Source organism: Kribbella sp. NPDC026596, assembly GCF_040638415.1.
Lineage (GTDB): Bacteria > Actinomycetota > Actinomycetes > Propionibacteriales > Kribbellaceae > Kribbella.
Map to the genome: position 1 here is coordinate 1 of NZ_JBEZYF010000106.1, position 20,274 is coordinate 20,274.

Annotated in this window: 20 protein-coding genes; 10 read left to right on the forward strand and 10 right to left on the reverse strand. The window is 68.2% G+C overall.

Annotated elements, in window-relative coordinates:
- Positions 1 to 107 precede the first annotated feature (107 nt).
- Positions 108 to 1,283, reverse strand: coding sequence for a hypothetical protein (locus AB0E63_RS43875; RefSeq protein WP_360380077.1), 1,176 nt, complete (start codon positions 1,281 to 1,283; stop codon positions 108 to 110).
- 248 nt (positions 1,284 to 1,531) lie between these two features.
- On the opposite strand from AB0E63_RS43875, the gene AB0E63_RS43880 reads away from it, so the two are divergent.
- Positions 1,532 to 2,227: a hypothetical protein gene (locus AB0E63_RS43880; protein ID WP_360380079.1), complete on the forward strand. Its 696-nt coding sequence runs from the start codon at positions 1,532 to 1,534 to the stop codon at positions 2,225 to 2,227.
- 9 nt (positions 2,228 to 2,236) lie between these two features.
- Here the strand turns inward: AB0E63_RS43880 and AB0E63_RS43885 are convergent, their stop codons facing one another.
- On the reverse strand, positions 2,237 to 2,950 hold the full coding sequence (locus AB0E63_RS43885; RefSeq protein ID WP_360380082.1) for an SRPBCC domain-containing protein: 714 nt from the start codon (positions 2,948 to 2,950) through the stop codon (positions 2,237 to 2,239).
- Entirely contained in the window at positions 2,947 to 3,519 is a 573-nt protein-coding gene (locus AB0E63_RS43890) for a helix-turn-helix domain-containing protein (protein ID WP_360380085.1), read from the reverse strand. The genes AB0E63_RS43885 and AB0E63_RS43890 overlap by 4 nt, the downstream gene beginning before the upstream one ends.
- A gap of 68 nt (positions 3,520 to 3,587) precedes the next feature.
- Here AB0E63_RS43890 and AB0E63_RS43895 point away from each other — a divergent pair, with 68 nt between their 5' ends.
- The 9 genes from AB0E63_RS43895 (at position 3,588) to AB0E63_RS43935 (ending at position 13,257) form a co-directional block, all read left to right on the forward strand.
- Entirely contained in the window at positions 3,588 to 4,505 is a 918-nt protein-coding gene (locus tag AB0E63_RS43895) for a nucleotidyltransferase domain-containing protein (RefSeq protein WP_360380088.1), read from the forward strand.
- On the forward strand, positions 4,495 to 5,259 hold the full coding sequence (locus tag AB0E63_RS43900; protein WP_360380091.1) for a nucleotidyltransferase domain-containing protein: 765 nt from the start codon (positions 4,495 to 4,497) through the stop codon (positions 5,257 to 5,259). The genes AB0E63_RS43895 and AB0E63_RS43900 overlap by 11 nt, the downstream gene beginning before the upstream one ends.
- Positions 5,260 to 5,413: 154 nt before the next feature.
- Positions 5,414 to 7,537, forward strand: a complete 2,124-nt coding sequence (locus tag AB0E63_RS43905; protein ID WP_360380094.1) for an alpha-galactosidase — start codon at positions 5,414 to 5,416, stop codon at positions 7,535 to 7,537.
- A 124-nt stretch (positions 7,538 to 7,661) separates the two neighbouring features.
- A complete protein-coding gene (locus AB0E63_RS43910) occupies positions 7,662 to 8,516 on the forward strand; it encodes a sugar ABC transporter permease (RefSeq protein ID WP_360380097.1) in 855 nt (284 codons plus the stop codon).
- Between the two features lie 17 nt (positions 8,517 to 8,533).
- Positions 8,534 to 9,412 carry a carbohydrate ABC transporter permease gene (locus AB0E63_RS43915; RefSeq protein WP_360380099.1) on the forward strand — a complete coding sequence of 293 codons (879 nt, stop codon included), beginning with the start codon at positions 8,534 to 8,536 and terminating at the stop codon, positions 9,410 to 9,412.
- A gap of 8 nt (positions 9,413 to 9,420) precedes the next feature.
- Positions 9,421 to 10,776, forward strand: coding sequence for an extracellular solute-binding protein (locus AB0E63_RS43920; RefSeq protein ID WP_360380102.1), 1,356 nt, complete (start codon positions 9,421 to 9,423; stop codon positions 10,774 to 10,776).
- 195 nt (positions 10,777 to 10,971) lie between these two features.
- Positions 10,972 to 11,397, forward strand: a complete 426-nt coding sequence (locus AB0E63_RS43925) for a DUF1707 domain-containing protein (RefSeq protein WP_360380104.1) — start codon at positions 10,972 to 10,974, stop codon at positions 11,395 to 11,397.
- The gene (locus AB0E63_RS43930) at positions 11,394 to 11,810 is read left to right on the forward strand and encodes a hypothetical protein (RefSeq protein WP_360380107.1); all 417 of its coding nucleotides are present in this window, start codon (positions 11,394 to 11,396) and stop codon (positions 11,808 to 11,810) included. Before AB0E63_RS43925 ends, AB0E63_RS43930 begins: the two co-directional genes overlap by 4 nt.
- Positions 11,803 to 13,257, forward strand: coding sequence for a multicopper oxidase family protein (locus AB0E63_RS43935; protein ID WP_360380110.1), 1,455 nt, complete (start codon positions 11,803 to 11,805; stop codon positions 13,255 to 13,257). Before AB0E63_RS43930 ends, AB0E63_RS43935 begins: the two co-directional genes overlap by 8 nt.
- Here the strand turns inward: AB0E63_RS43935 and AB0E63_RS43940 are convergent.
- The 7 genes from AB0E63_RS43940 to AB0E63_RS43970 all read right to left on the reverse strand — a co-directional run.
- Positions 13,237 to 13,458, reverse strand: a complete 222-nt coding sequence (locus AB0E63_RS43940; protein ID WP_360380113.1) for a hypothetical protein — start codon at positions 13,456 to 13,458, stop codon at positions 13,237 to 13,239. The two genes, AB0E63_RS43935 and AB0E63_RS43940, sit on opposite strands and share 21 nt — an antisense overlap.
- Positions 13,459 to 13,536: 78 nt before the next feature.
- A complete protein-coding gene (locus AB0E63_RS43945; RefSeq protein ID WP_360380114.1) occupies positions 13,537 to 14,634 on the reverse strand; it encodes a sulfite oxidase in 1,098 nt (365 codons plus the stop codon).
- A 47-nt stretch (positions 14,635 to 14,681) separates the two neighbouring features.
- A complete protein-coding gene (locus AB0E63_RS43950; protein WP_360380117.1) occupies positions 14,682 to 15,290 on the reverse strand; it encodes a response regulator transcription factor in 609 nt (202 codons plus the stop codon).
- Positions 15,287 to 16,417: a sensor histidine kinase gene (locus AB0E63_RS43955; protein ID WP_360380120.1), complete on the reverse strand. Its 1,131-nt coding sequence runs from the start codon at positions 16,415 to 16,417 to the stop codon at positions 15,287 to 15,289. The genes AB0E63_RS43950 and AB0E63_RS43955 overlap by 4 nt, the downstream gene beginning before the upstream one ends.
- Before the next feature lie 44 nt (positions 16,418 to 16,461).
- The gene (locus AB0E63_RS43960) at positions 16,462 to 17,196 is read right to left on the reverse strand and encodes an ABC transporter permease (protein WP_360380123.1); all 735 of its coding nucleotides are present in this window, start codon (positions 17,194 to 17,196) and stop codon (positions 16,462 to 16,464) included.
- A complete protein-coding gene (locus AB0E63_RS43965) occupies positions 17,193 to 18,092 on the reverse strand; it encodes an ABC transporter ATP-binding protein (protein WP_360380126.1) in 900 nt (299 codons plus the stop codon). Before AB0E63_RS43965 ends, AB0E63_RS43960 begins: the two co-directional genes overlap by 4 nt.
- 791 nt (positions 18,093 to 18,883) lie before the next feature.
- Positions 18,884 to 20,274 (reverse strand): DUF222 domain-containing protein (locus tag AB0E63_RS43970; RefSeq protein WP_360380128.1); only part of this gene is annotated, 1,391 nt, incomplete at its 5' end.

A 20,274-nucleotide genomic window follows, 5' to 3' on the forward strand; every position in this document is an offset into this window, starting at 1 on the left:
CCCCTCAACACATGTTTCTTAACCCACCCCACAGGCCACAACCTGCGCGCACCTCAACCCCCCCGCCCCCCCTCCCCCCCCGGGGGGACCGGCGGCCGGTTCGTCGTTCAGTTGAGGGTCATGCGGGGTTCGCCGTTGAGGAGGCCGGTGCCGGAGATCGTGCAGGTGCCGCCTCGGGATTGGGTGTAGGTCTGGCGGACGCAGGAGCGGAGGGCCAGTTGGGCCCAGTAGTTGGGGTGGAGGGATTCCTGGATGTAGTAGTTGGAGCCGACCGTGGTGACGGTGCGGATCTGGTTGATCCACTCGGTCTTGTCGACCGCGGTCGGTTGGGTCCACGAGGACAGGCCGACTTCCTCGTACAGGCCGACTGTGTTCTCACACAGGCGCCGGCCGTTGAAGGCGGACTGGAGCTCGAGCAGCCGCGTGTTGGTCAGGCCGGACTGGCCCATGGCGGCGCGGACGGTGTTGTTGATGTTGACGAGGGCCGTGCTGTTCGCCCAGTCGGCGTCCGCGTTCCAGAAGCCGCAACCACCGACACTCTGGCGGGTGTAACCGCTCTGCCCGTACCTGAACCCGCTGGCGGCCGGAATCGGTGACGGGTACGTCTGCACGACCAGAGACCACGCGTTGTCGCCGTACCCGGCGTTCCGCATGGCGGTGCGGATGTTCTGGAACGCGGTGGCGATCCGGCCGCGTACGGCGGTGATGTTGGCGGACGTGAAGTTGTTGACGACCGACGAGTCGTCCCGGCAGTAGTCCGGGAACCAGGACGGCGAGAGCAGGAAGTCCTGCACGCACTGCGTCACGATCGCCGCGAAGTTGAAGTCGTTGCCGCCGATCGACACGACCACCTGCTTGACGTTGTGAGTGGCTGCGAACACCTGCAGCATCTTCGCCTGGCCCTGCCGGCCGGCGCCGTTGTCGTAGAAGTCGATCCCCGGCTTGAAGTCGTCGCCGGTGCCGGTCGTGGTGCGAGCACCGGAGCAGGCCAGGTTCAGCCCGCCGATCCCGCCGCCGATGTACGCCTCGTCCGACTGGCTGCGGTGACACCTCGGGATCTGCTCGGCGGTATGGCTCGCGTTGTCGTGGTAGGCGTGCGCACCGAGCGCGTCGGCCGGCGCCTCGGAGTTGTTCGAGCTGCCGGCCCAGCGGCCGGCCTCGCCCGAGATGTAGGAGTCGCCGACCGTGACGACGTACGGCGTTCCGGACCCCGGGCCATCGGCGTGCGCGGGGGTGGCGACCAGGCCGAGGCCGGTCATGGAGAGCACAAGGATCAGGGACACTCGACGACTTCTCGGAAGGACCACCGGAAGGCCTCTCTCGCCGGAGTTCGGTGATCGTCAGGACCCCCCACCCGACCACCGTCGGCAAAAATGTACTTCCGGGTAACCTTCTCCGGTAGACCGAGAGTGCTGACACCTTTGCGCCCTGTCACCGCCGTGTCAGAATCGCTGCTCGAGACTCCTCCGAGAGTTTGTCGCGGACAGTGGCGGGGAGTCTGCGGTCAACTGAGCAGACCTTGGAGCACGCTGTGCCGCTGACCACGTCCAACGCCCCGAGCGGGGCCTCTCCGCTGTGGATCATCGCGCTGTTCATCGCACTCAGCGAAGTGACGGCCGGAGTCGCGTCGATCACCACGGACGGCGCCGCGCGGCTGTTGTTCGCGATCTTCGCGGTGGCTTTCCCGATCGGGGTCTTTGTCGTCTTCGTGTGGCTACTGACCAATCACGCGCCCAAGCTGTACCCGCCTCGCGAGTACTCCGGGGAGATCACGCCCGAGATGTACGCGGCCGGTGTCAGTCGGAACAGTCGTGCAGAAGTCCACGTCTACGGCAAAGCGGTCGCGGAACTCCTGGTCGGCCAATCGGACGGCACCTCCGGCAAGCGGGAGGAGCTGGCCGATCAGTTCCAGCAGGCGGTGGTGTCGAGCAGCGTCGAGGTGGAGATCGATGCGGTAGCGCCGGAGCGGAGTCCAGTGTTGTTTCCGGTCGACGAGGACGCCACGGTCCGCGAGTTGCTCGACGCACTGTATTTCGCGATGGCTCCGCACATCAGGCCATTCCAGTACCTCGAGAGCTGGGCTCTTGTCTCCGAGCAGGGCACCGTTTTCGACGCGATCGGAACGGCCTGGGCGCGGAAGAAGCGTCAATCCGTCGATGACCGGCGACTTGCCGAGGTTGGAATCTTCCCGGGCGACAAACTGCGTGTCATCCCGTATCCGGCGTAGCTCCGGAGCTCAGGTCCCGAGGTCGAGTTTTTCTGGGTAGCGGGGGTCCCACCAGGTGTGCCAGCGGGCGTCGAGTGCGTCGCGATCGGTGTCGCCGTACAGGCTGAGGACGGCCATCGTGGCGCCGTCGGGTTTCTGCTCGCCGGGCGGGATGTGGCTGAGCACCAGCAGACCGTTGCCCCAGGCATCTACTGTCAGGCCGACCTGGTGCTCGGAGGTGTACCAGACCTCGCCTTTGACCTGCTCGCCCACCAGCTCGAGCTCGTAGGAGCTGCCGGCCGGGCCGGGGGAGATGCCGAGCTCGGCCATCGGGGAGAGCGGGCCGGTCCCCGAGTAGAACAGGGTGTGGCGGTCGTCGCCGGGGTGGTGCTCCACCGCGAAGCGCAGCTGGTTGAGGAACGTCGTCCAGCCCTCGGTGACGTCGTCGTAATACGCCTCCCACTCGGGGTTGGCGCCGTGCGGTGCCCGGGTCAGCGTGATCCGCGACCCGCCCTCGACCGGCTCGACCACGAACTCGTCGCCGCTGCCGAGCGTCAGCGTCGTGCCCTCCTCGACGGCGTGGCTGTAGTAGATGAGGTCGATCTCCTCCTCCAGCCCGCCTTGGGGTCCCTCGTATTCCCAGCCGTGCCAGTGCCGGATCTTCTCCTTCTCCCGCAACGCCTGCCAGACCGTCTCGACAGGCGCCGCCACGGTCACCACGATCTGTGGTCTCTCGTCGTTCATGAGTCTCCTTCGGTACGGCGGGGCGCCGGGTGGCCGCCCGCGATCAGCCGGTACGCGCGCCCGCCCTCGGTGTCGAACTGCTCGACCGTCCGCCGGACCGCCTCGGTCAGCGCGTCGGTGAAGCGGTGAATGTCGCCGGGCTCGGCGAAGCGGACCTCAGCCTCGAGTGTGAACGTCAGCAGCCGCTTGCCCGCGGCATCGGCCGCGCTCTGCATTCGGGCCACGTCGCGGACCGTGCCGGCGGCCACGTCGACCAGGTGTTCGGCGGCGTACTGGTCCTGGATCTGGCTGAACGCGCCACCCATCACGCCAGGGTCGACCACGAGCGTGCCGGCCGATGCGCGCAGGATCCGCTCGGTGAACCCGCGCCGCTGCCGCTCCTCGACGAGCTCGACCAGCCCGGCCTTCTCCAGCTCGCGCAGGTGGTAGTTCACCCGCTGCCGCGGCACCTCCAGCTCAGCCGCGAGCTGCGTCGCCGACGAAGGCTCCCGGAGCAACTCGAGCAGCCGCCGCCGAATCGGCGACAACGCCATCCGCACCTTCTCAGGCTCCTCGACATACCGCAGCATCCCCCCAATCTCCACTTGACAGAAAAATCTGTCAATAGCTGGCCCACGCCAATGAAACGATGGCCGCCATGGGGATGGTCGGGCCGCAGTTGCCGGTGGGGACGCAGGTGGTGATCCGCGTCGCCGCGCCCGACGACCACGGCGGTACGGCGCAACGCGGTGCCACCGGCCGGGTTGCCGGCCTCACCCCGGACGGCCGCTACACGGTCCGCCTCGTCGACGGTCGCGAGACCGTAGCTCGCCGCGAGCAGTTGAGTCTGCGTACGGCGTACCAGGACGAGGCGATCGAGTTGGATCAGCCCGATGGCGACCGATTGGTGCTGGAGCACACGATCTACGCGGCGGTCGTGGGCTCGCGGGCGTTCGGGCTCGACACCGACGCCTCGGACACCGATACGCGGGGGGTCTATGTCGCTCCGACCGAGTCGTTCTGGTCTCTGGCCAAGCCGCCGACGCACGTCGGCGGACCGGCGGACGAATGGTTCTCGTGGGAGGTCGAGCGGTTCTGCGAGCTCGCGCTGAAGGCCAACCCGAACCTCCTCGAAGTCCTGCACTCGCCGCTCGTGGTCCGGCAGACGGAGCTGGGTGAGGAGCTCGTCGGCCTGCGTCAGGCGTTCCTCTCGCAACTGGCCTATCAGACGTACTCGGGCTATGTGCTGAGCCAGTTCAAGAAGCTGGAGGCGGATTTCCGGCGGGACGGCGCGCCGAAGTGGAAACACGTCATGCACCTGATCAGGCTGTTGCTCGCGGCCCGCACTTTGTTGCTGGAGGCCCGCTTGGTCGTCGATGTCGGCCCGCATCGGGAGCGGCTGCTGGCTGTCAAGCGCGGCGAGCTCTCCTGGCCGGAGGTCGAGCGCTGGCGGCTGTCTCTGCACGAGGAGCTCGACGCCGCCTTGCGGCGAACGGTCCTGCCTGCCACTCCGGATGTTGCCGGTGTCAACGACTGGCTCCGGTCAGTCCGGAGAAGGAGTCTCGGTGACGCGTGACATGCGCCAGCTCGACTACGCCGAGCTGCGAGCCATCATGGGCGAGCAGCCGTACCGCTTGCTGTTCGCAACAGTGTCCGGTGCCCACCTGTACGGCTTCCCGTCCCGCGACTCCGACGTCGACCTGCGCGGGGTGCACGTGCTCCCGGCGGCCGAGGTGGTCGGCTTGCGGACCGGCCCCGAGACGCTGGACCGGACCTGGTTCGAGAACGAGGCCGAGGTCGATCTCGTCACCCACGACCTGGTGAAGTTCGCCCGCCTGATGCTGCGCCGCAACGGCTACGTGCTGGAACAGGTGCTCTCGCCGCTGGTCGTCGTCAGTACTCCCGAGCACGAGGAACTCGTCGCGCTGGCAGCCGGCTGTCTGACGAGGTGGCACGCCCACCACTACCGCGGCTTCGCGAACACTCAGTGGGACTTCTTCGCGAAGAAGGGCGAGCTGAAGCCGCTGCTGTACACCTTCCGGGTCTTGCTCACCGGCATCAATCTGATGCGGAGCGGCATCGTCCAGGCCGACCTCCGCGAACTGCTCGACCTCGCCGAGGCGCCTGCCTACCTGCTCGACCTGATCGCCGCCAAGGCCGAGGTCGAGCACGGGCCGGTCGAGGGTGTGTCGGGGGAGCGGTTGGCCGAGGATGTCGGCCGGCTGCAAGCCGTGCTGGATGACGCGGAGGCGGCGAGTGCGCTGCCCGACCGGCCGGATGCCGAGTCGGCGCTGCACGACCTGCTGGTGTGGGTTCGTCTCTCGGCCTGAGTCGAGCGCTGTCCGAATCAGGCGCTGTTCCTTCGTTGTAGAGAGCCGCGCGGAGCTCTAGGGTACTTACTTAACTTCGTGAAGCATTGACATCTGGGGCCGCGGGGTAAATAGTTCCGTCCTGAAATCAATCAGAAAGCAGAGTGAATCAACAGTGTCGAACATCGAGGTGCTACAGCTTCGCGCTGCCGGGGTCAGCCTGGTGCTGGACTGCTCAGGTCCGGCCCTTCCGTCCGTCCTGCACTGGGGTGCGGATCTGGGTGAGCTGACCGGGAAAGCTCTGCTGGAACTGAGGCGTGGGGCCGGTGCGGTCCAGGACGGTAACGGCCTGGACGACAACCAGCCGATCGCGATCGTGCCGGAGTACGCCACCGGCTGGTTCGGCCTGCCGGGCCTGAGCGGCCACCGCGACGGGCAGAACTTCTCCGCGAGCTTCCGGCTGACCAGCGTCGCGCAGTCCGACAACGCGGTGCAGGTCGACGCGGAGGATCCCGATGCCGGGCTCACGATCCGGCTGACCATCGAGCTGACCGACAGCGGTCTCGTGCGCGCCAAGGCCGACCTCACGAACACCGGTACGACGCCGTACACGGTCGACGGCCTGGTCCTCGCACTCCCGGTCCCGACCGAGGCGACCGAACTGCTCGACATGACCGGTCGCCACATCGGCGAGCGGCACCCGCAGCGGCACGCGTTCACCCAAGGTGCGCATGTCCGCGACAACCGCCGCGGCCGCACCGGCGCCGACGCGACCCTGCTGCTGATCGCCGGTACGCCCGGCTTCGACTTCGGCACCGGCGAGATCTGGTCCGTGCACACTGCCTGGAGCGGCAACCACCGCTCGTACGCCGAGCGCGGCATGAGCGGGTACGGCGTGATCGGCGGCGGCGAGCTGCTCCTCCCCGGCGAGGGTCGCGTGCAGCCGGAAGGCACCTACAGCACTCCGTGGATCTACGGTTCGTACGGCGTCGGACTCGACCGGCTGTCCGCCCGGTTCCACGAGTACCTGCGGGCCCGGCCGAACCACCCGAAGACCGAGCGTCCCGTCGTACTGAACACCTGGGAAGCCGTCTACTTCGATCTCGACCTGGACAAGCTGAAGGCGCTCGCGGACGCGGCCGCCGAGGTCGGCGCGGAGCGGTTCGTGCTCGACGACGGGTGGTTCCGCGGCCGGCGCGACGACCACGCGGGGCTCGGTGACTGGTACGTCGACGAAGGGATCTGGCCGAAGGGCCTGCACCCGCTCGTCGACCACGTCCGGGGTCACGGCCTGCAGTTCGGCCTCTGGGTCGAGCCGGAGATGGTGAACCCGGACTCCGACCTGGCTCGCGAGCACCCGGACTGGATCCTGGCCACCGGCAACCGGATGCCCCCGACCGCGCGGCACCAGCAGGGCCTGAACCTCGGCGTCCCGGCGGCGTACGACTACATCCTCGAGCGGCTCGACAGCCTGCTGAGCGAGTACGACATCGCGTACCTGAAGTGGGACCACAACCGGGACTTCGTCGACGGCGGCAACCAGTTGACCGGGGCCGCCGGCATCCACGAGCAGACGCTGGCGGTGTACCGGCTGATCGACGAGCTGAAGCGCCGGCACCCGGGCCTGGAGATCGAGTCGTGCTCGTCCGGCGGCGCCCGCGTCGACCTCGGCATCCTGGAGCGCACCGACCGGATCTGGGGCAGCGACAGCAACGACGCGCTCGAGCGCCAGACGATCCAGCGGTACACGCAGCTGCTGCTGCCGCCGGAGCTGATCGGCTGCCACGTCGGCCCGCCGCGAGCGCACACCACGGGCCGCACCCAGACGCTGTCGTTCCGCGCGATCACCGCGCTGTTCGGCCACTTCGGCATCGAGTGGGACATCGCGTCCGCCTCTCCCGAGGAGCGTGCGGAGCTGGCCGGCTGGGTCGCCCTGCACAAGGAACTGCGGCCGCTGCTGCACACCGGCACGGTCGTCCGCGCCGACCGCGGTCCGGCTGACTTCCTCCTGCACGGCGTGGTTTCCCCGGACCGCACCCGCGCCGTGTACGCCGCCGTACAGCTGACGCAGTCGGTCACGTCGGCCGTCGGCCGGGTCCGGCTGCCCGGGCTCGACCCGCGGCGGACCTACCGAGTGAGCAAGGTCGCGACACCCGGGCCCGAGTCGCGGACGGCGGCCTGGTCGGCCAACGGTGGAAGCGTCGAACTGAACGGTGCCGCACTGGCCTCGGCCGGGGTGCTGATCCCGGCCCAGTGGCCTGAGAGCGCGATCTTGCTGGAAGTGACCGCGATCGACTAAGCCCGGTCGATCGCAGACTGAGAAGGAGATCCCCGTGACCGTGACCACCAACGCACCACCCGACAGCAGGCGAGATCACGGGGATCGGAAGGCTCCGCCCGGTAGGCGGCGGAGCCTGGGGGACTTGAAGGTCGCAATGATCTTCCTGGCCCCGGCCACGCTCGGCTTCGTCGTGTTCTACATCTGGCCGACCCTGCGCGGCGCCTACCTGAGCTTCACCGAGTACAGCCTGCTGTCCGCGCCGCAGTTCAACGGCCTGGACAACTACCGGCGGATGATCCAGGACAGCTTCTTCTGGAACGCGCTGCTGGTCACGGTCGAGTACGTCGTGATCAACATCGGCGTGCAGACGATCCTGGCGATCGGGATCGCGATGCTGATGTACCGGCTGACCAAGTCGATCACGGTCCGCGCGGCGATCCTGCTGCCGTACCTGGTCGCGAACGTGGTGGTCGCGCTGGTCTGGTACTGGATGCTCGACTTCCAGGTCGGCATCGTGAACCAGGGCCTGACCTGGATCGGTATCGATCCGGTCGCATTCTTCGGCGACTCGCACTGGGCGATCCCGACGGTTGCGGGGATCAACATCTGGCGGCACATGGGTTACACGGCCCTGCTGGTGTTCGCCGGCCTGCAGACGATCCCGAACTACGTCTACGAGGCGGCCGAGGTGGACGGGTCGACGGAGTGGAAGACGTTCTGGCGGATCACGCTGCCACTGCTGCGGCCCGTTCTGGTGATGGTCCTGGTGGTCACCATGATCGGGTCGTTCCAGATCTTCGACACCGTCGCGGTGACCACGCAGGGCGGCCCGATCAACGCGACTCGGGTCATCTACTACTACATCTACGAGCGGGCGTTCACCCGGTTCGACTTCGGGTACGCCTCCGCGATGGCGCTGGTGCTGTTCGCGATCCTCGCGGTGGTCTCCCTGCTGCAGCTTCGCCTGCTGCGCGCGAAGGAGAGTGATCTGGCATGAGGCTGTCGTCTAATTCTGTGCGGGAATTGAACGTCGGCCGGGTCGTCGCCTGGGCGTTCCTGGTCGTGCTGCTGATCGTCACGCTGTTCCCGTTCTACTGGATGTTGCGTACGGCGCTGTCCGACAACACCCAGCTTCCCGGCCACCCGAGCTCGCTGCTCCCGGTGGAGTCCACGCTGGGCGCGTTCAAGCGGGTGCTCGGACTGTCGACGATCGAGGAGGCCCAGGCCCAGGGTGGTTCGGGGGCGGCCGTCAACTTCTGGCTGTACCTGCGCAACTCGTTGGTCGTGGCAACCATCACGACGGTCTGCCAGGTGTTCTTCAGCGCGATGGCGGCGTACGCGTTCGCCCGGCTGCGCTGGCCCGGGCGGGACAAGGTGTTCGCGCTGTTCCTGGCCGCGCTGATGGTGCCGCCGATCTTCACCACGCTGCCGAACTTCGTGCTGATCAAGAACCTCGGCCTGTTGAACAGCTTCGCCGGCATCATCCTGCCCGGTGCGTTCATGACGCCGTTCGCGATCTTCTTCCTGCGCCAGTTCTTCCTCGGGATCAACCGGGAGCTGGAGGAGGCGGCGATGATCGACGGTGCCGGGCACCGGCGGATCTTCTTCGGCCTGATCATCCCGATGAGCGCGGCGCCGATCGCCACGCTGGCGATCCTGACCTACATCAACTCCTGGAACGACTACTTCTGGCCGCTGCTGGTCGGTCAGCAGGAGAATGTCCGGGTGCTGACGGTCGCGCTCGGCGTGTTCCGGTCGCAGACGCCGCAGGGCGGACCGGACTGGGCCGGCCTGATGGCCGCGACGCTGATCGCGGCGCTGCCGATGATCATCCTGTTCCTGGCGTTCGCCAAGAAGATCACCAACTCCATCGGCTTCTCCGGGATCAAGTGAGGTATCCGATGAAACTCTCGAGACGGACACTGCTCAAGGCCGGACTGGCCGGGTTCGCCGCATCGGCGGTTGCCGGATGCAACAACGGTGCCGCCGCCCGCGGTCAGGGCGAGGTCATCTACTGGCTGTGGGACTCGGCGCAGCTGCCGATGTACACCGAGGCCGCGAAGGTCTTCCACGAGCAGAACCCGCAGTACACCGTGAAGATCGAGCAGTACGGCTGGAACGACTACTGGTCCAAGCTGGTGACCGGGTTCATCTCCGACACCGCGCCGGACGTGTTCACCGGGCACTCGTCGAAGTACCCGCTGTTCGCGGACAAGGGCCAGGTGCTGCCGATCGACGATTTCGTTGCCAAGGACAACGTGGATCTGAGCATCTACCAGAAGGGACTGGCGGATCGCTGGATCGGGGCCGACGGCAAGCGGTACGGCCTGCCGAAGGACTGGGACACCGAGGTCTACTTCTACAACAGCGCCTTCACCGAGGCGGCCGGGATCAGCGTCGACCAGCTGAACTCGATGACCTGGAACCCGCAGGACGGCGGCACCTTCGAGCAGGTCGTCCGCCGGCTGACAGTGGACTCCAAGGGGCGCCGCGGCGACCAGCCGGGGTTCGACAAGGACGACGTCAAGGTCTACGGACTCGGGTACTCCGACGCCGGCGGTGGCGACGGTCAGACCAGTTGGAGCTGGTACGCCGCGATCAACGGCTGGAAGTACTCCGAGGGTGAACCGTGGGGGACGAAGTTCTTCTACGGCGACCCGAAGTTCACCGACACGATCGGCTGGTGGCGCGGACTCATCACCAAGGGGTACATGCCGACGTACGCGCAGGCGAAGTCCGGGGTGGACGTCACCACGAGCTTCGGTGCGGGAAAGTACGCGATCACCCCGAACGGATCCTGGATGCTCGGGACGTACGGCGGGCTGAAGCAGGTGAAGACCAAGCTGGCCCGGCTGCCGATCGGCCCGGTCGGGAAGCGGATGTCGATGATGAACGGGCTGGCGGACACCATCTGGGCGGGCACCACCCGCAGGGATGCGTCGTGGGCCTGGGTGAAATTCCTCGGCTCGCAGACCGCGCAGGACATCGTCGCCAAGGCGGGGGTGGTGTTCCCGGCGGTGGCGGCGAGCATGCCGGCGGCGAAGGCGGCGTTCGCCAAGAACGGCTGGGACGTCACGCCGTTCCTGGAACCGGTCGAGGCGGGTGACGTCTTCCCGTACCCGGCCAACCCGAACGCCGCGGACGTGACCGCGGTGATGACGCCGGCGATGGACGCGGTGATGTCGTTCGAGGCCGAGCCGGGGTCGCTCGCGAAGGCCAACAACGACGTGAACAAGATCCTCTCGGCCAACGCCTGAGGATGCCGGGGACCCTGGCGGCCGCGCCGGGGTTTCCCCGGGATCCGTCTACGCCCGGGGGAGTACGCCGCACTGCGTCCAGCGGTGCAGTGTGCTCCTCCGGGGGTAGGAGAGGTGTCGCCGCTGAGGCGACGCGGTGAGAGGGGTCCGGACGACAACCTTGGTGCCATCGATTCACGAGCACCGAGGAGAGTCATGGGCGACGAGAGGCCGGGCGGTCCGATCCGCATCGGCGACAGCGAACGCGAGGACGCCATCAAGCGTCTGGGCGAGCACTACGAAGCCGGCCGGCTCAGCGCGGAGGAACATGCCGAGCGCATCGACCAGGCCCTGCAGGCGAAGACGGATGCCGACCTGGCCGCGTTGTTCACGGATCTTCCGGGCGCTCGCCAGGCTGGTGGACCCAAGGCTCAGCAGCCGGGTCCCTTCGGCGCGCGGCGGCCCGAGAAGGGGCCGCTCGGGCGGCTTCCGTTCCCGTTGCTGGTCGCGATCGGCGTCGTCGGGCTGCTGGCGTCGATCGCCTGCGTGGTCGGTGCCGGGCATCCGCCGGTCCTGCCGTTCGCGTTGATCGTGGCCGCGGTGTTCATCATCCGGAAGCGCCGGATGGAGCGGCGGGCATGAGGGCCGTCTACCGGGTGCTCGGTCAGCTGATCGCACTCGCGGTGGTGCTCCAGGTCGCGTCGATCGCGCTGGCCTTGTTCACCGTCGACAAGGACGCTGACGACGGGACCTCGATCGGGGCCGACTACAGCAACCTCGGGCAGACCTACCACAGCGTCGCCGGCATGGTGATCGGTCTGCTCGCGCTGGTGTTCCTGATCGTGTCGTTCCTGACCGACGTCCCGCGCGGGCGGACGATGGCCGGGATCGTGGTCGGACTGGTCGTGCTGCAGTTCCTTCTCGCGGTGGTGTCCTTCGGGATCCCGGCGCTAGGGGTGCTGCACGCCGTCAACGGTCTGGCGATCGCAGGTATAGCGAGTTCTGCCGGACGGCGGGCCGTCGTACCGAAGCAGCCTGTGACCACCAGTGGCTGAGCCCACGTCCCGGCGAAGGTGGGGTCGGCTGGTCGCGCTGGGGATCACTCTGGCGGTACTCGTACCGCTGGGGTATCTCTGGGCGACCAGCCTCGTCCCCGGCTCCTACAACCCGGCCGACATGGGGTACGCCGACTACGGCGGCGGCCCTGCTGGTGGGCATGACCATCACCACGGTGGGATGAGCGTCGCGGATCTCACCGGGCCGGCCGCCGGTACGCCGGATGTCGCGGTGACACTGACGGCGCGGAAGCAGAAGTTCCAGCTGGCCAGTGGTGAGACAGTCGACGGCTACACGGTCAACGGGACCTCGCCAGGCCCGCTGATCCGGGCTCGCGTTGGCGATCTCGTCCAGGTGACGTTCGTGAACGAGTCCGTGTCCGATGGAGCGACGCTGCACTGGCACGGGATCGACGTACCCAACGCTGAGGACGGGGTCGCCGGAGTGACGCAGGACGCCGTACCGGTGGGTGGGAAGCATGTGTACCGGTTCAAGGCGGAGCAGGCCGGGACGTACTGGTACCACTCGCACCAGGTGTCGAGTGACGAGGTGAAGGGTGGGCTGTTCGGCCCGATCGTGATCGCGCCGGCAACGCCTGGTGAGGTGGTCGCCGCGATCCATACGTACGACGGGAAGCGGACGATCAACGGGCGGACGGGGAGTCAGCGGGTCGAGTTGCCGGCCGGGACGACGGCGCGGATCCGGGTGATCAACACCGACAACGCGATCCTGCGGGTCGGTCTGCTCGGCGCGCCGTACAAGGTGGTCGCGGTGGATGGCCGGGAGGTTCATGGGCCCACGCCTCTGACTGCGGCGTATCCGTTGGCCGCCGGGGCGCGGGTGGATCTGGAGGCTGTCGTGCCGGCCGGAGGCATGCGGTTAGTGGCGGGTACGGCCGCGGTGTCGCTGGGGATCGGGCCGGTCGATCCGCCTTCGGGTGAGCTGCCGGGGGAGACGGTGGATCTGCTGACGTACGGTACGCCGGCGCCGCTCGGGTTCGATCCGGCTCACGCTGATCGGAACTTCGAGTACCGGATCGGGCGGCGACCTGGGTTCCTCGACGGGAAGCCGGGACTGTGGTGGACGATCAACGGGCACAAGTTCCCCGACGTGCCGATGTACATGGTTGCCGAAGGCGACATTGTCCGGATGACGATCTCGAACACCAGCGGCCAGGCGCATCCGATGCACCTGCACGGCCACCACGCCGTCGTCCTGTCCCGCAACGGCGTCGCCGCGACCGGCTCACCCTGGTGGGTCGACACCGTCGAGGTCGGCAACAAGCAGACCTACGAGATCGCCTTCGTCGCCGACAACCCAGGCCTCTGGATGGACCACTGCCACAACCTCCCGCATGCCTCCGAGGGCCTGATGACCCACCTCATGTATGAAGGCATCACCACCCCGTACCGCGTAGGCGGCGACTCACACAACAAGCCGGAGTGAGTTGGGGGTGTGCAGGGCGAGGTGCATGGCTGCTATTCGGGAGCAGGCTGCGTCGATTGCGGCTCGTTGGGAGTCGTAGGAACCCCACCAGAGTGGGTTGTCCGGCTGTGGATCGAGTTCGTCGTCGACATCGGCGTACCACTCGCCGGCGGTCCGGAAGACCCGCGCGTGCAGGTGGATCTCTGTGCCCAACTCGTTCACCGCACCACTCCTGGAGTGAGACCGTGTACGTCTCCAGGATGGAACTCCAGTACGCCGGAACCGTCCAGCGACACACCCCTAGGTGACCAAAACGCTGATCCGCTGGGCGGTGTTGTTGGCGAAACCGCCGCGGTTCCAGCCGGCCTCGATCGGTTGCTCGCGGCCGCTGGCGTCGTACGCGCGGACCGTGAGCACGTGCTCGCCGGGCGTGGCCTCCCAGTCGTAGGCGAAGGCCCGCCAGGCGAGCTCGTCGTTGCCGAGGGCATCCAACGTGGCCTCGTGCCAGTTCACCCCGGCGTCGGTGCTGACCTCGACCCGCTCGATCGGCGCCCAGCCGGACCAGGCCCGGCCCAGCAGCGGAACGGTGCCAGCGGCAACGAAACGGTGCCGGCTCATGAAGTCGGGGAAGCCCGGCGGGATCAGCAGCGCCCGCGGCTCGATCCGGGTGACTGCTTCACCGGGGTCGTCCGGTGCGGTGCGGATCCGGTACGCGACCGCGTTCTGGAACCCGTCGAACTCGTGGTCGATCAGCTCGATCGACCGCAGCCATTTCACGCTCGCCATTCCGTACCACCCGGGTACGACGAGGCGCAGCGGGTATCCGTGCTGCGGCGGCAGCGGCTGACCGTTCATCTCCCAGGCGACGATCGCGCCGGAGTCGATCGCCTCGGTCACACTCAACCCGCGCTGATAATCCTGCTCGACCCCGCGCTCCACCCCGTGATCCGCGCCGGTGAACACCACGTCCACGGCATCCTCGCGGATCCCGGCCGCCCGCAGCAGATCGGACAGCAGCACGCCGGTCCACTCCGCCGTACCGACGGCTTCGGTCAACCAGGGCTGGCTGATCGGCCGCGGCTGCAACGCGGCCCGCCCGTTGCCCGCGCACTCCAACGTCACCCGGACGGTACGGCGTCCCATCGCCCGCATCTCGGTCAGCCCGAACGACAACGGTTGCTCGACGCACCCGTCCACAGTGAGCCGCCAATTGGCCGCGTTCGTTGCCGGGATGTCGTAATGCACCAGCACGTAGTGCAGTCCGGGAGGCGTCAGTTCGTACCGCAGTCCCTCCAGCGGCATCCCGTGATTCCGCGCCGCCAGCTGCAACTCGTCCCCGGTAATCCCCTCACCGGTGTCCGCCAGCCGCCCCGCCACGCTGAATTGCTCGATCGACATCGTAGATCCCCCTCCCCTAGAGCGTCAGCCTAGAGGTTGTGACCGGACTACAACCACCCGTTGTCGAGGGCGATCCGGGCGGCCTCGGCCCGGGTGCGGGCGCCGGTCTTGCCGATGGCGGCGGAGAGGTGGTTCCGGACGGTGCCTTCGGAGAGGTGGAGCTCCTTCGCGATGTCGGCGACCGTGCCTCCCTCCCGGGCGGCGCGCAGTACGTCGGACTCCCGGCCGGTCAGCGGGCTCGTTCCCGCGACCAGGGTCTCGGCGGCCAGTGACGGATCGACCACGCGGAGACCTTGGTGCACCCGGCGTACGGCGTCCGCGAGCTGGGTCGCGGGAGTGTCCTTCACGACGAAACCGGCAGCACCCGCCTCCATCGCGCGGCGCAGGTACCCGGGCCGGCCGAAGGTGGTCACCATCAGCACCCGGACCCCGGGCACGGCGGACCGCAGTGCCGCGGCGGCCTCGATCCCGTCGAGTCCCGGCATCTCCACGTCCAGCAGGGCGACGTCCGGCTTGGTCGCCTTCGCGGCCTCGATCACCTCGTCACCACGGCTGACCTCGGACACCACCTCCAGGTCGGACTCGAGATCCAGCAACGCGGCCAGGGCTCCACGGACCAGTGCCTGGTCGTCGGCGATCAGCAGTCGGATACTCACGGGCCAACTCTGACAGCCAGTCGGAATCCGCCGCCAGGTGCCTGGCCGACCTGCACACTCGCACCGGCCTGGTCCGCCCGCTCGCGCAACCCCACGAGCCCGTGCCCGGATGCGCCCCCGCCGGGTGTCGGACCCTTGCCGTCGTCGATGACCTCGATCTGGGTGGCGCTGAGCTTGATCGTGCAGCGCTTCGCGCCCGAGTGCCGTACGACGTTCGTCACGCCCTCCCGGATCACCCAGGCGAAGAGCTCCCGGATCTCCTCCGGGACCTCGTCGATCGTGGTCGGAAGATCGGCCTTGATCTCGGCTGCCTGCAGTGCGGCCCGGGCGGACACCAGCTCGCCGGCCAGACTCAGCTCGCGGTATCCCGCGACCGCCGCCCGGACATCGGCCAGCGCTGCCCGAGCGAGACTCTCCACATCGGCCACCTCGGCCGCGGCTCGCTCGGGGTTCGCCTCGATCAACTTGCCGGCCAGCTCCGCCTTCACTGTGATGACGGTCAGCGAGTGGCCGAGGATGTCGTGCAGATCCCGGGCGAACCGGTTTCGTTCCTCCTGCACGGCCAGCTCGGCCATGTCCTTGCGGGTGGCGTTGAGCTCGATACTGCGCTGGATCGCCCGCCGCAGGCCGAACACCGCCAGCGCGCCGAGGAAGATCGCGAACCCGTAGCTGCCGTCATCGGACCAGCCCGGCACCAGCCGCATCGACAGCTCGGCGCCACCGAGCAGGACCGCGACGATCCCCACGGCGAGCCGGACCTCGAGCGCCATCATCGCGATCGCCGCGATGTAGACCAGGCAGGTGAGCGCCTTCTGGCCGGCCGACGGCAGCATCAGCAGGCACAGCGCGAGCATGCCCGCCAGGTAGGCCAGCCGTTGCCAGGTCGGCAGCCCGCCGACGCCGAGCCCGACCCAGCGGATCCAGGCGAAGAAACCGAGGTACGACGCCGCGAACAGGATCACCGTGACCAGCCCGAGGACCCGGGTCGGGCCATGCTGGTGATCGAGGATCTCCTCGAACGGCTGGGACAGGTAGAACAACCAGATCCCGGCCGCCAGCCAACCCCACCGGCCGGGTCCGGTCCGTTCCCGGTCCGGCCCATCCAGCAGGGTTGGCAGCCTCCTCATGATGGTCACGGTAGTGGCTTCGGTGTCGAGACCGGGTCCCGAGCTCAGGCCCGCGCGGTGTCGGCGCGGAACCGGCGCAGGCCGATCATGCCGAGGACGACGGTCCAGCCGAGCACCACCAGCAGCGCCTGGGTGTCCACGCCGCCCGCGGTCAGGGCGCTGCGGGAGGTCAGACCGGTCCAGTACGCCGGGGTCAGCTGGGCAATGTGCTTCATGATCGACGGCATCTGGTCGACCGGCAGCCACAGTCCGCCGAAGGCCGCGATCAGCATCGTGCTCAGACCGGTGATCGGCTGCACGCTGTCCGGCTTGGCGATGTACCCGATGACCAGGCCGATGGCTGCGAACGGCAGGGCGCCGAGCCAGGAGACCAGCGCGACCGTCACCCACTGGCTCAGACTCAGGTGGACGTGGCCGAAGATCATGCCGAAGACGAACACGACCAGCAGCGGCGGGATCGCCAGCAGCAGTGACAGGATCACCTTGGTGACGACGTACGCCTGCGGCTTCAGCGGGGTGAGCCGCAGCGTCCGGTTCCAGCCGCCGTCGCGCTCGGCCGCGATCACCCCGCCGCTGCTCATCGCCGCGGACATCGAGCCGAACATCGCCATACTCACCATCACGTAGGCGATCGCGGAGATCCCGCCCTCGCTGGCGTCCTTCGGCAGCGTCATGCCGAAGATCATGAACAGCACCAGCGGCATCAGGATCGAGAAGATCAGCACCCGCCGGTTCCGCAGCGTGCGGCGGATGTCGAAGATCAGATAGTCGCGGTTCATGCCAGGCTCTCCTGCTCTGCGCTGATGGCCAGTACGGCGTCCTCCAGGTCGGCGGACGTGACTTCGATGTCGTGGGCTGCTGTGTTCTCCAGCAGGTACCGCAGGGTGTCGTCGGAGTCCGCGCACTGCAGCAGAACGACCTCGCCGCGCGTCTCGACGTTCCGTACGCCGGGCAGCGACGCGAGCGCAGCCAGGTCGGCACCGGGAACGGTGGCTCGGATGGTCCGGCCGGACACGCTCGCCTTGATCTGCGCAGCGGTGCCATCGGCAACGACTTTGCCGTGCCGCATCAGCACCACGCGGTCGGCGTACGCGTCGGCCTCTTCCAGGTAGTGCGTCGCGAACAGCACGGTCCGGCCGCGCGCGGTCTCGTCGTGCATCGACGCCCAGAAGTCGCGCCGGGACTCGACGTCCATGCCGGTCGTCGGCTCGTCCAGCACGATCAGCTCAGGCTGCGGGATGATCGCCATCGCGAACCGCACCCGCTGCTTCTGGCCGCCGGACAGGCCCTTCATCTTCCGATCGGTCAGGTCGGCGATCCCGGCCCGCTCGAGCGCCTCCTTCACCGGCATCGGGTCCTTGTGCAGGCCGGCCACCAGGTTCAGCAGCTCGCCGACCTTGGCGTCCTCGATGATCCCGCCGCTCTGCAACATCACCCCGACGTGGCCCTTGGCAATCGCCTCGACCGGCGTCCCGTCGTACACCTGCACGCTGCCCTGATCCGGCTTCACCAGCCCGAGCAGCATCTCGATCGTCGTCGACTTACCGGCACCGTTCGGCCCCAGCAACGCCACCACCTCACCGGCCCGGATGGTCAGATCCACCCCGGCGACGGCCTGCACGTCCCCATACTTCTTGGTCACACCCCGCAGGCTGACCGCAGTCGTTGTCGTCATACCTGTAGCTTTCCGCCGGCCGTCGCCCCACCCCTGGATCGCCCGTCACGACCCACCCATGACATCCGTCAGCACGGGGCTAGTCCAAAAGAACACCGCTCCGCGACGGCTGCCCCATCGGCCACCTTCGGCGGCAGCCGCGGATCGTGTCACGAGCTGGCGGGTTTGGCGCGGGGGCTGTGGACACGTGGTGTGTGTCGCCGAGCTGATGGCGGGTGAGGCAGAAGGGACACCGCTTCGCGGCGGCCCGATCGGCCGCCTTCGGCGGCGGGCGCGGAGTCGTGTCACGGGCCGGCGGGTATGGCGCGGGGTGTGGACACGTGGTGATGCAGAAGGACGCCTCTTCGCGGCGGCGCAGAGCCGTGTCACGAGCCACTGGGTTGGTGTGGGTGCCGGGCCTGGATAGGCGATGGGTGGGCGGCACGGGGTGGCGCGAGGGTTCGCCCCGTGGGGAGGTGGGCAGTTGACCGCGTCCGGCGCAGGTTGGGACTGCGGTCGCGGGTGGGGACTGCGGTCGCGGGCGTGGATGGTGCGCGTATGTCTTAGGCGGGACGTGGTGACGCTGAGGTGGGCTCGGGCTGGAGCGCAGGTGAGGATCGCCGGCTGAGCCAGGGCGCTAACGGATCTCGGCATTCGCGGCAGGCGTGAGTTGGCGAGTTGATCGGGTCCCGAGGTTGACGCGACCGGGTTCGAGGACGCGCAGGTGCGGCAACGATCGACGGCTGTGGGCACCGGCGGTTCGCAGCCTTTGTCGTGGTGGTGGCTTCGGGCCGCCGGTCCGCGTGGGTGGGTTATGGGGCGGGTCCGGAGGTGGTTATGGACTCTTGCCATGGGTCGGCGACTCGGTCGTGGTGGTCGTCGGGGGGATCGTCGGGGAGCGGGGTTGTGTCTGAGGCGACGGGCTCGGGTGTGGGGGTGGGAGGTTCGCCCCAGATGGCGAGGCTTGCGGCTTCGCGGAGGGCGGATGGTGTGATGCCTTCGGGGTGCTCGGCCTGGAGGCGTCGATGGAGCAGGCCTGGGCGGGTTGTGTTTGTGGTGAGGCTGGAGGAGTCGGGCGTCGGTGAGGCGGCGACAATTGCTGATGGGGTTGTCGTTTCTGATGTGGTGGTGCTTGAGGCGACGTGGTCGACATCCGGCTCCCGGTTGCCGAGAACATCCGAGTTGTGGGCAGGCGGGGCCGTGGACGGGGATGGTGGGGGTGTCCGGCCGGGGCCTGGCGGTGTGGTTACACCGGGAGGACCGGTGCGCGATGGGGGCGTGCGGGGAGGACCGGATGAGGCCGGTCCGGTGGGTGGTGAGGGCGGGGCGGACTTGTGCCTTGAATGACCGGCGTTGGGTTCGTGCGGTTGTCCCGGAGAGCTCTCGGCGGCGACGAGGTCGGCGCCTTGGACGGGGCGCGGTTGATGAGCTCGTTGGACGGTGCGGCTTGGGGGAGGTGGGTCGGCCCAGGTGGGGCGGGTTACGTGGACGACGCCGTTGGTGATGGTGATGGTCCAGTGGCCGTTGTGGAGGTCGGTGTGGTGGCGGCGGCAGAGGAGGGCGAGGTTGTGGATGGCGGTGGGGCCGTTGTCGATCCAGGAGGTGAGGTGGTGGGCGTCGCATTGGACGGGTGGGGCGCCGCAGATGACGCAGCCCTTGTCGCGGGTGTTGAGGGCGCGGCGGATTGCTCGGGTGACGAGGCGTTCGGCGCGGCCGACGTCGAGGGGTTCGGAGTTGGAGCCGAGGACGAGGGGGATGATTTTGGCGTCGCAGGCGATGCGGCGGATGGTGGCGGCGGAGAGGCCGTCGCTGTAGACGGTGTCGCCGATGGCGTTGGCGGTGGCGGTTTTGAGGTCGTTGAAGTCGATGGTGACGGTGATGTTGGCCTTGGCGCCGAAGCCGGGGATTCGGGCGGTCGTCGCGGCCGTTCGGTCCACGAGGGACGTTGCGGGGCCGGTGGTGATGGTGGTGGCTGTCGGGCTGGTGGCTGAGGTTGCCGTGTCGGCGTCGGTGTCGGTTATGGGCTGGGTGGCTGCTGCGGCTGTCGTGTGCGTGGTGCGGAGTTTGAATCCGGTGTCGGTGGCTGCGGCGGCGATGGTGAGGGCGGTGGTGAGGGCGTCGGCTTGGCGTTTGTCTCGGGGGCGGGGGTCGAGTTCGCCGTCGATGGTGCGGTGGGGGCGGGCGCCGGTGTGGATGAGGGTGC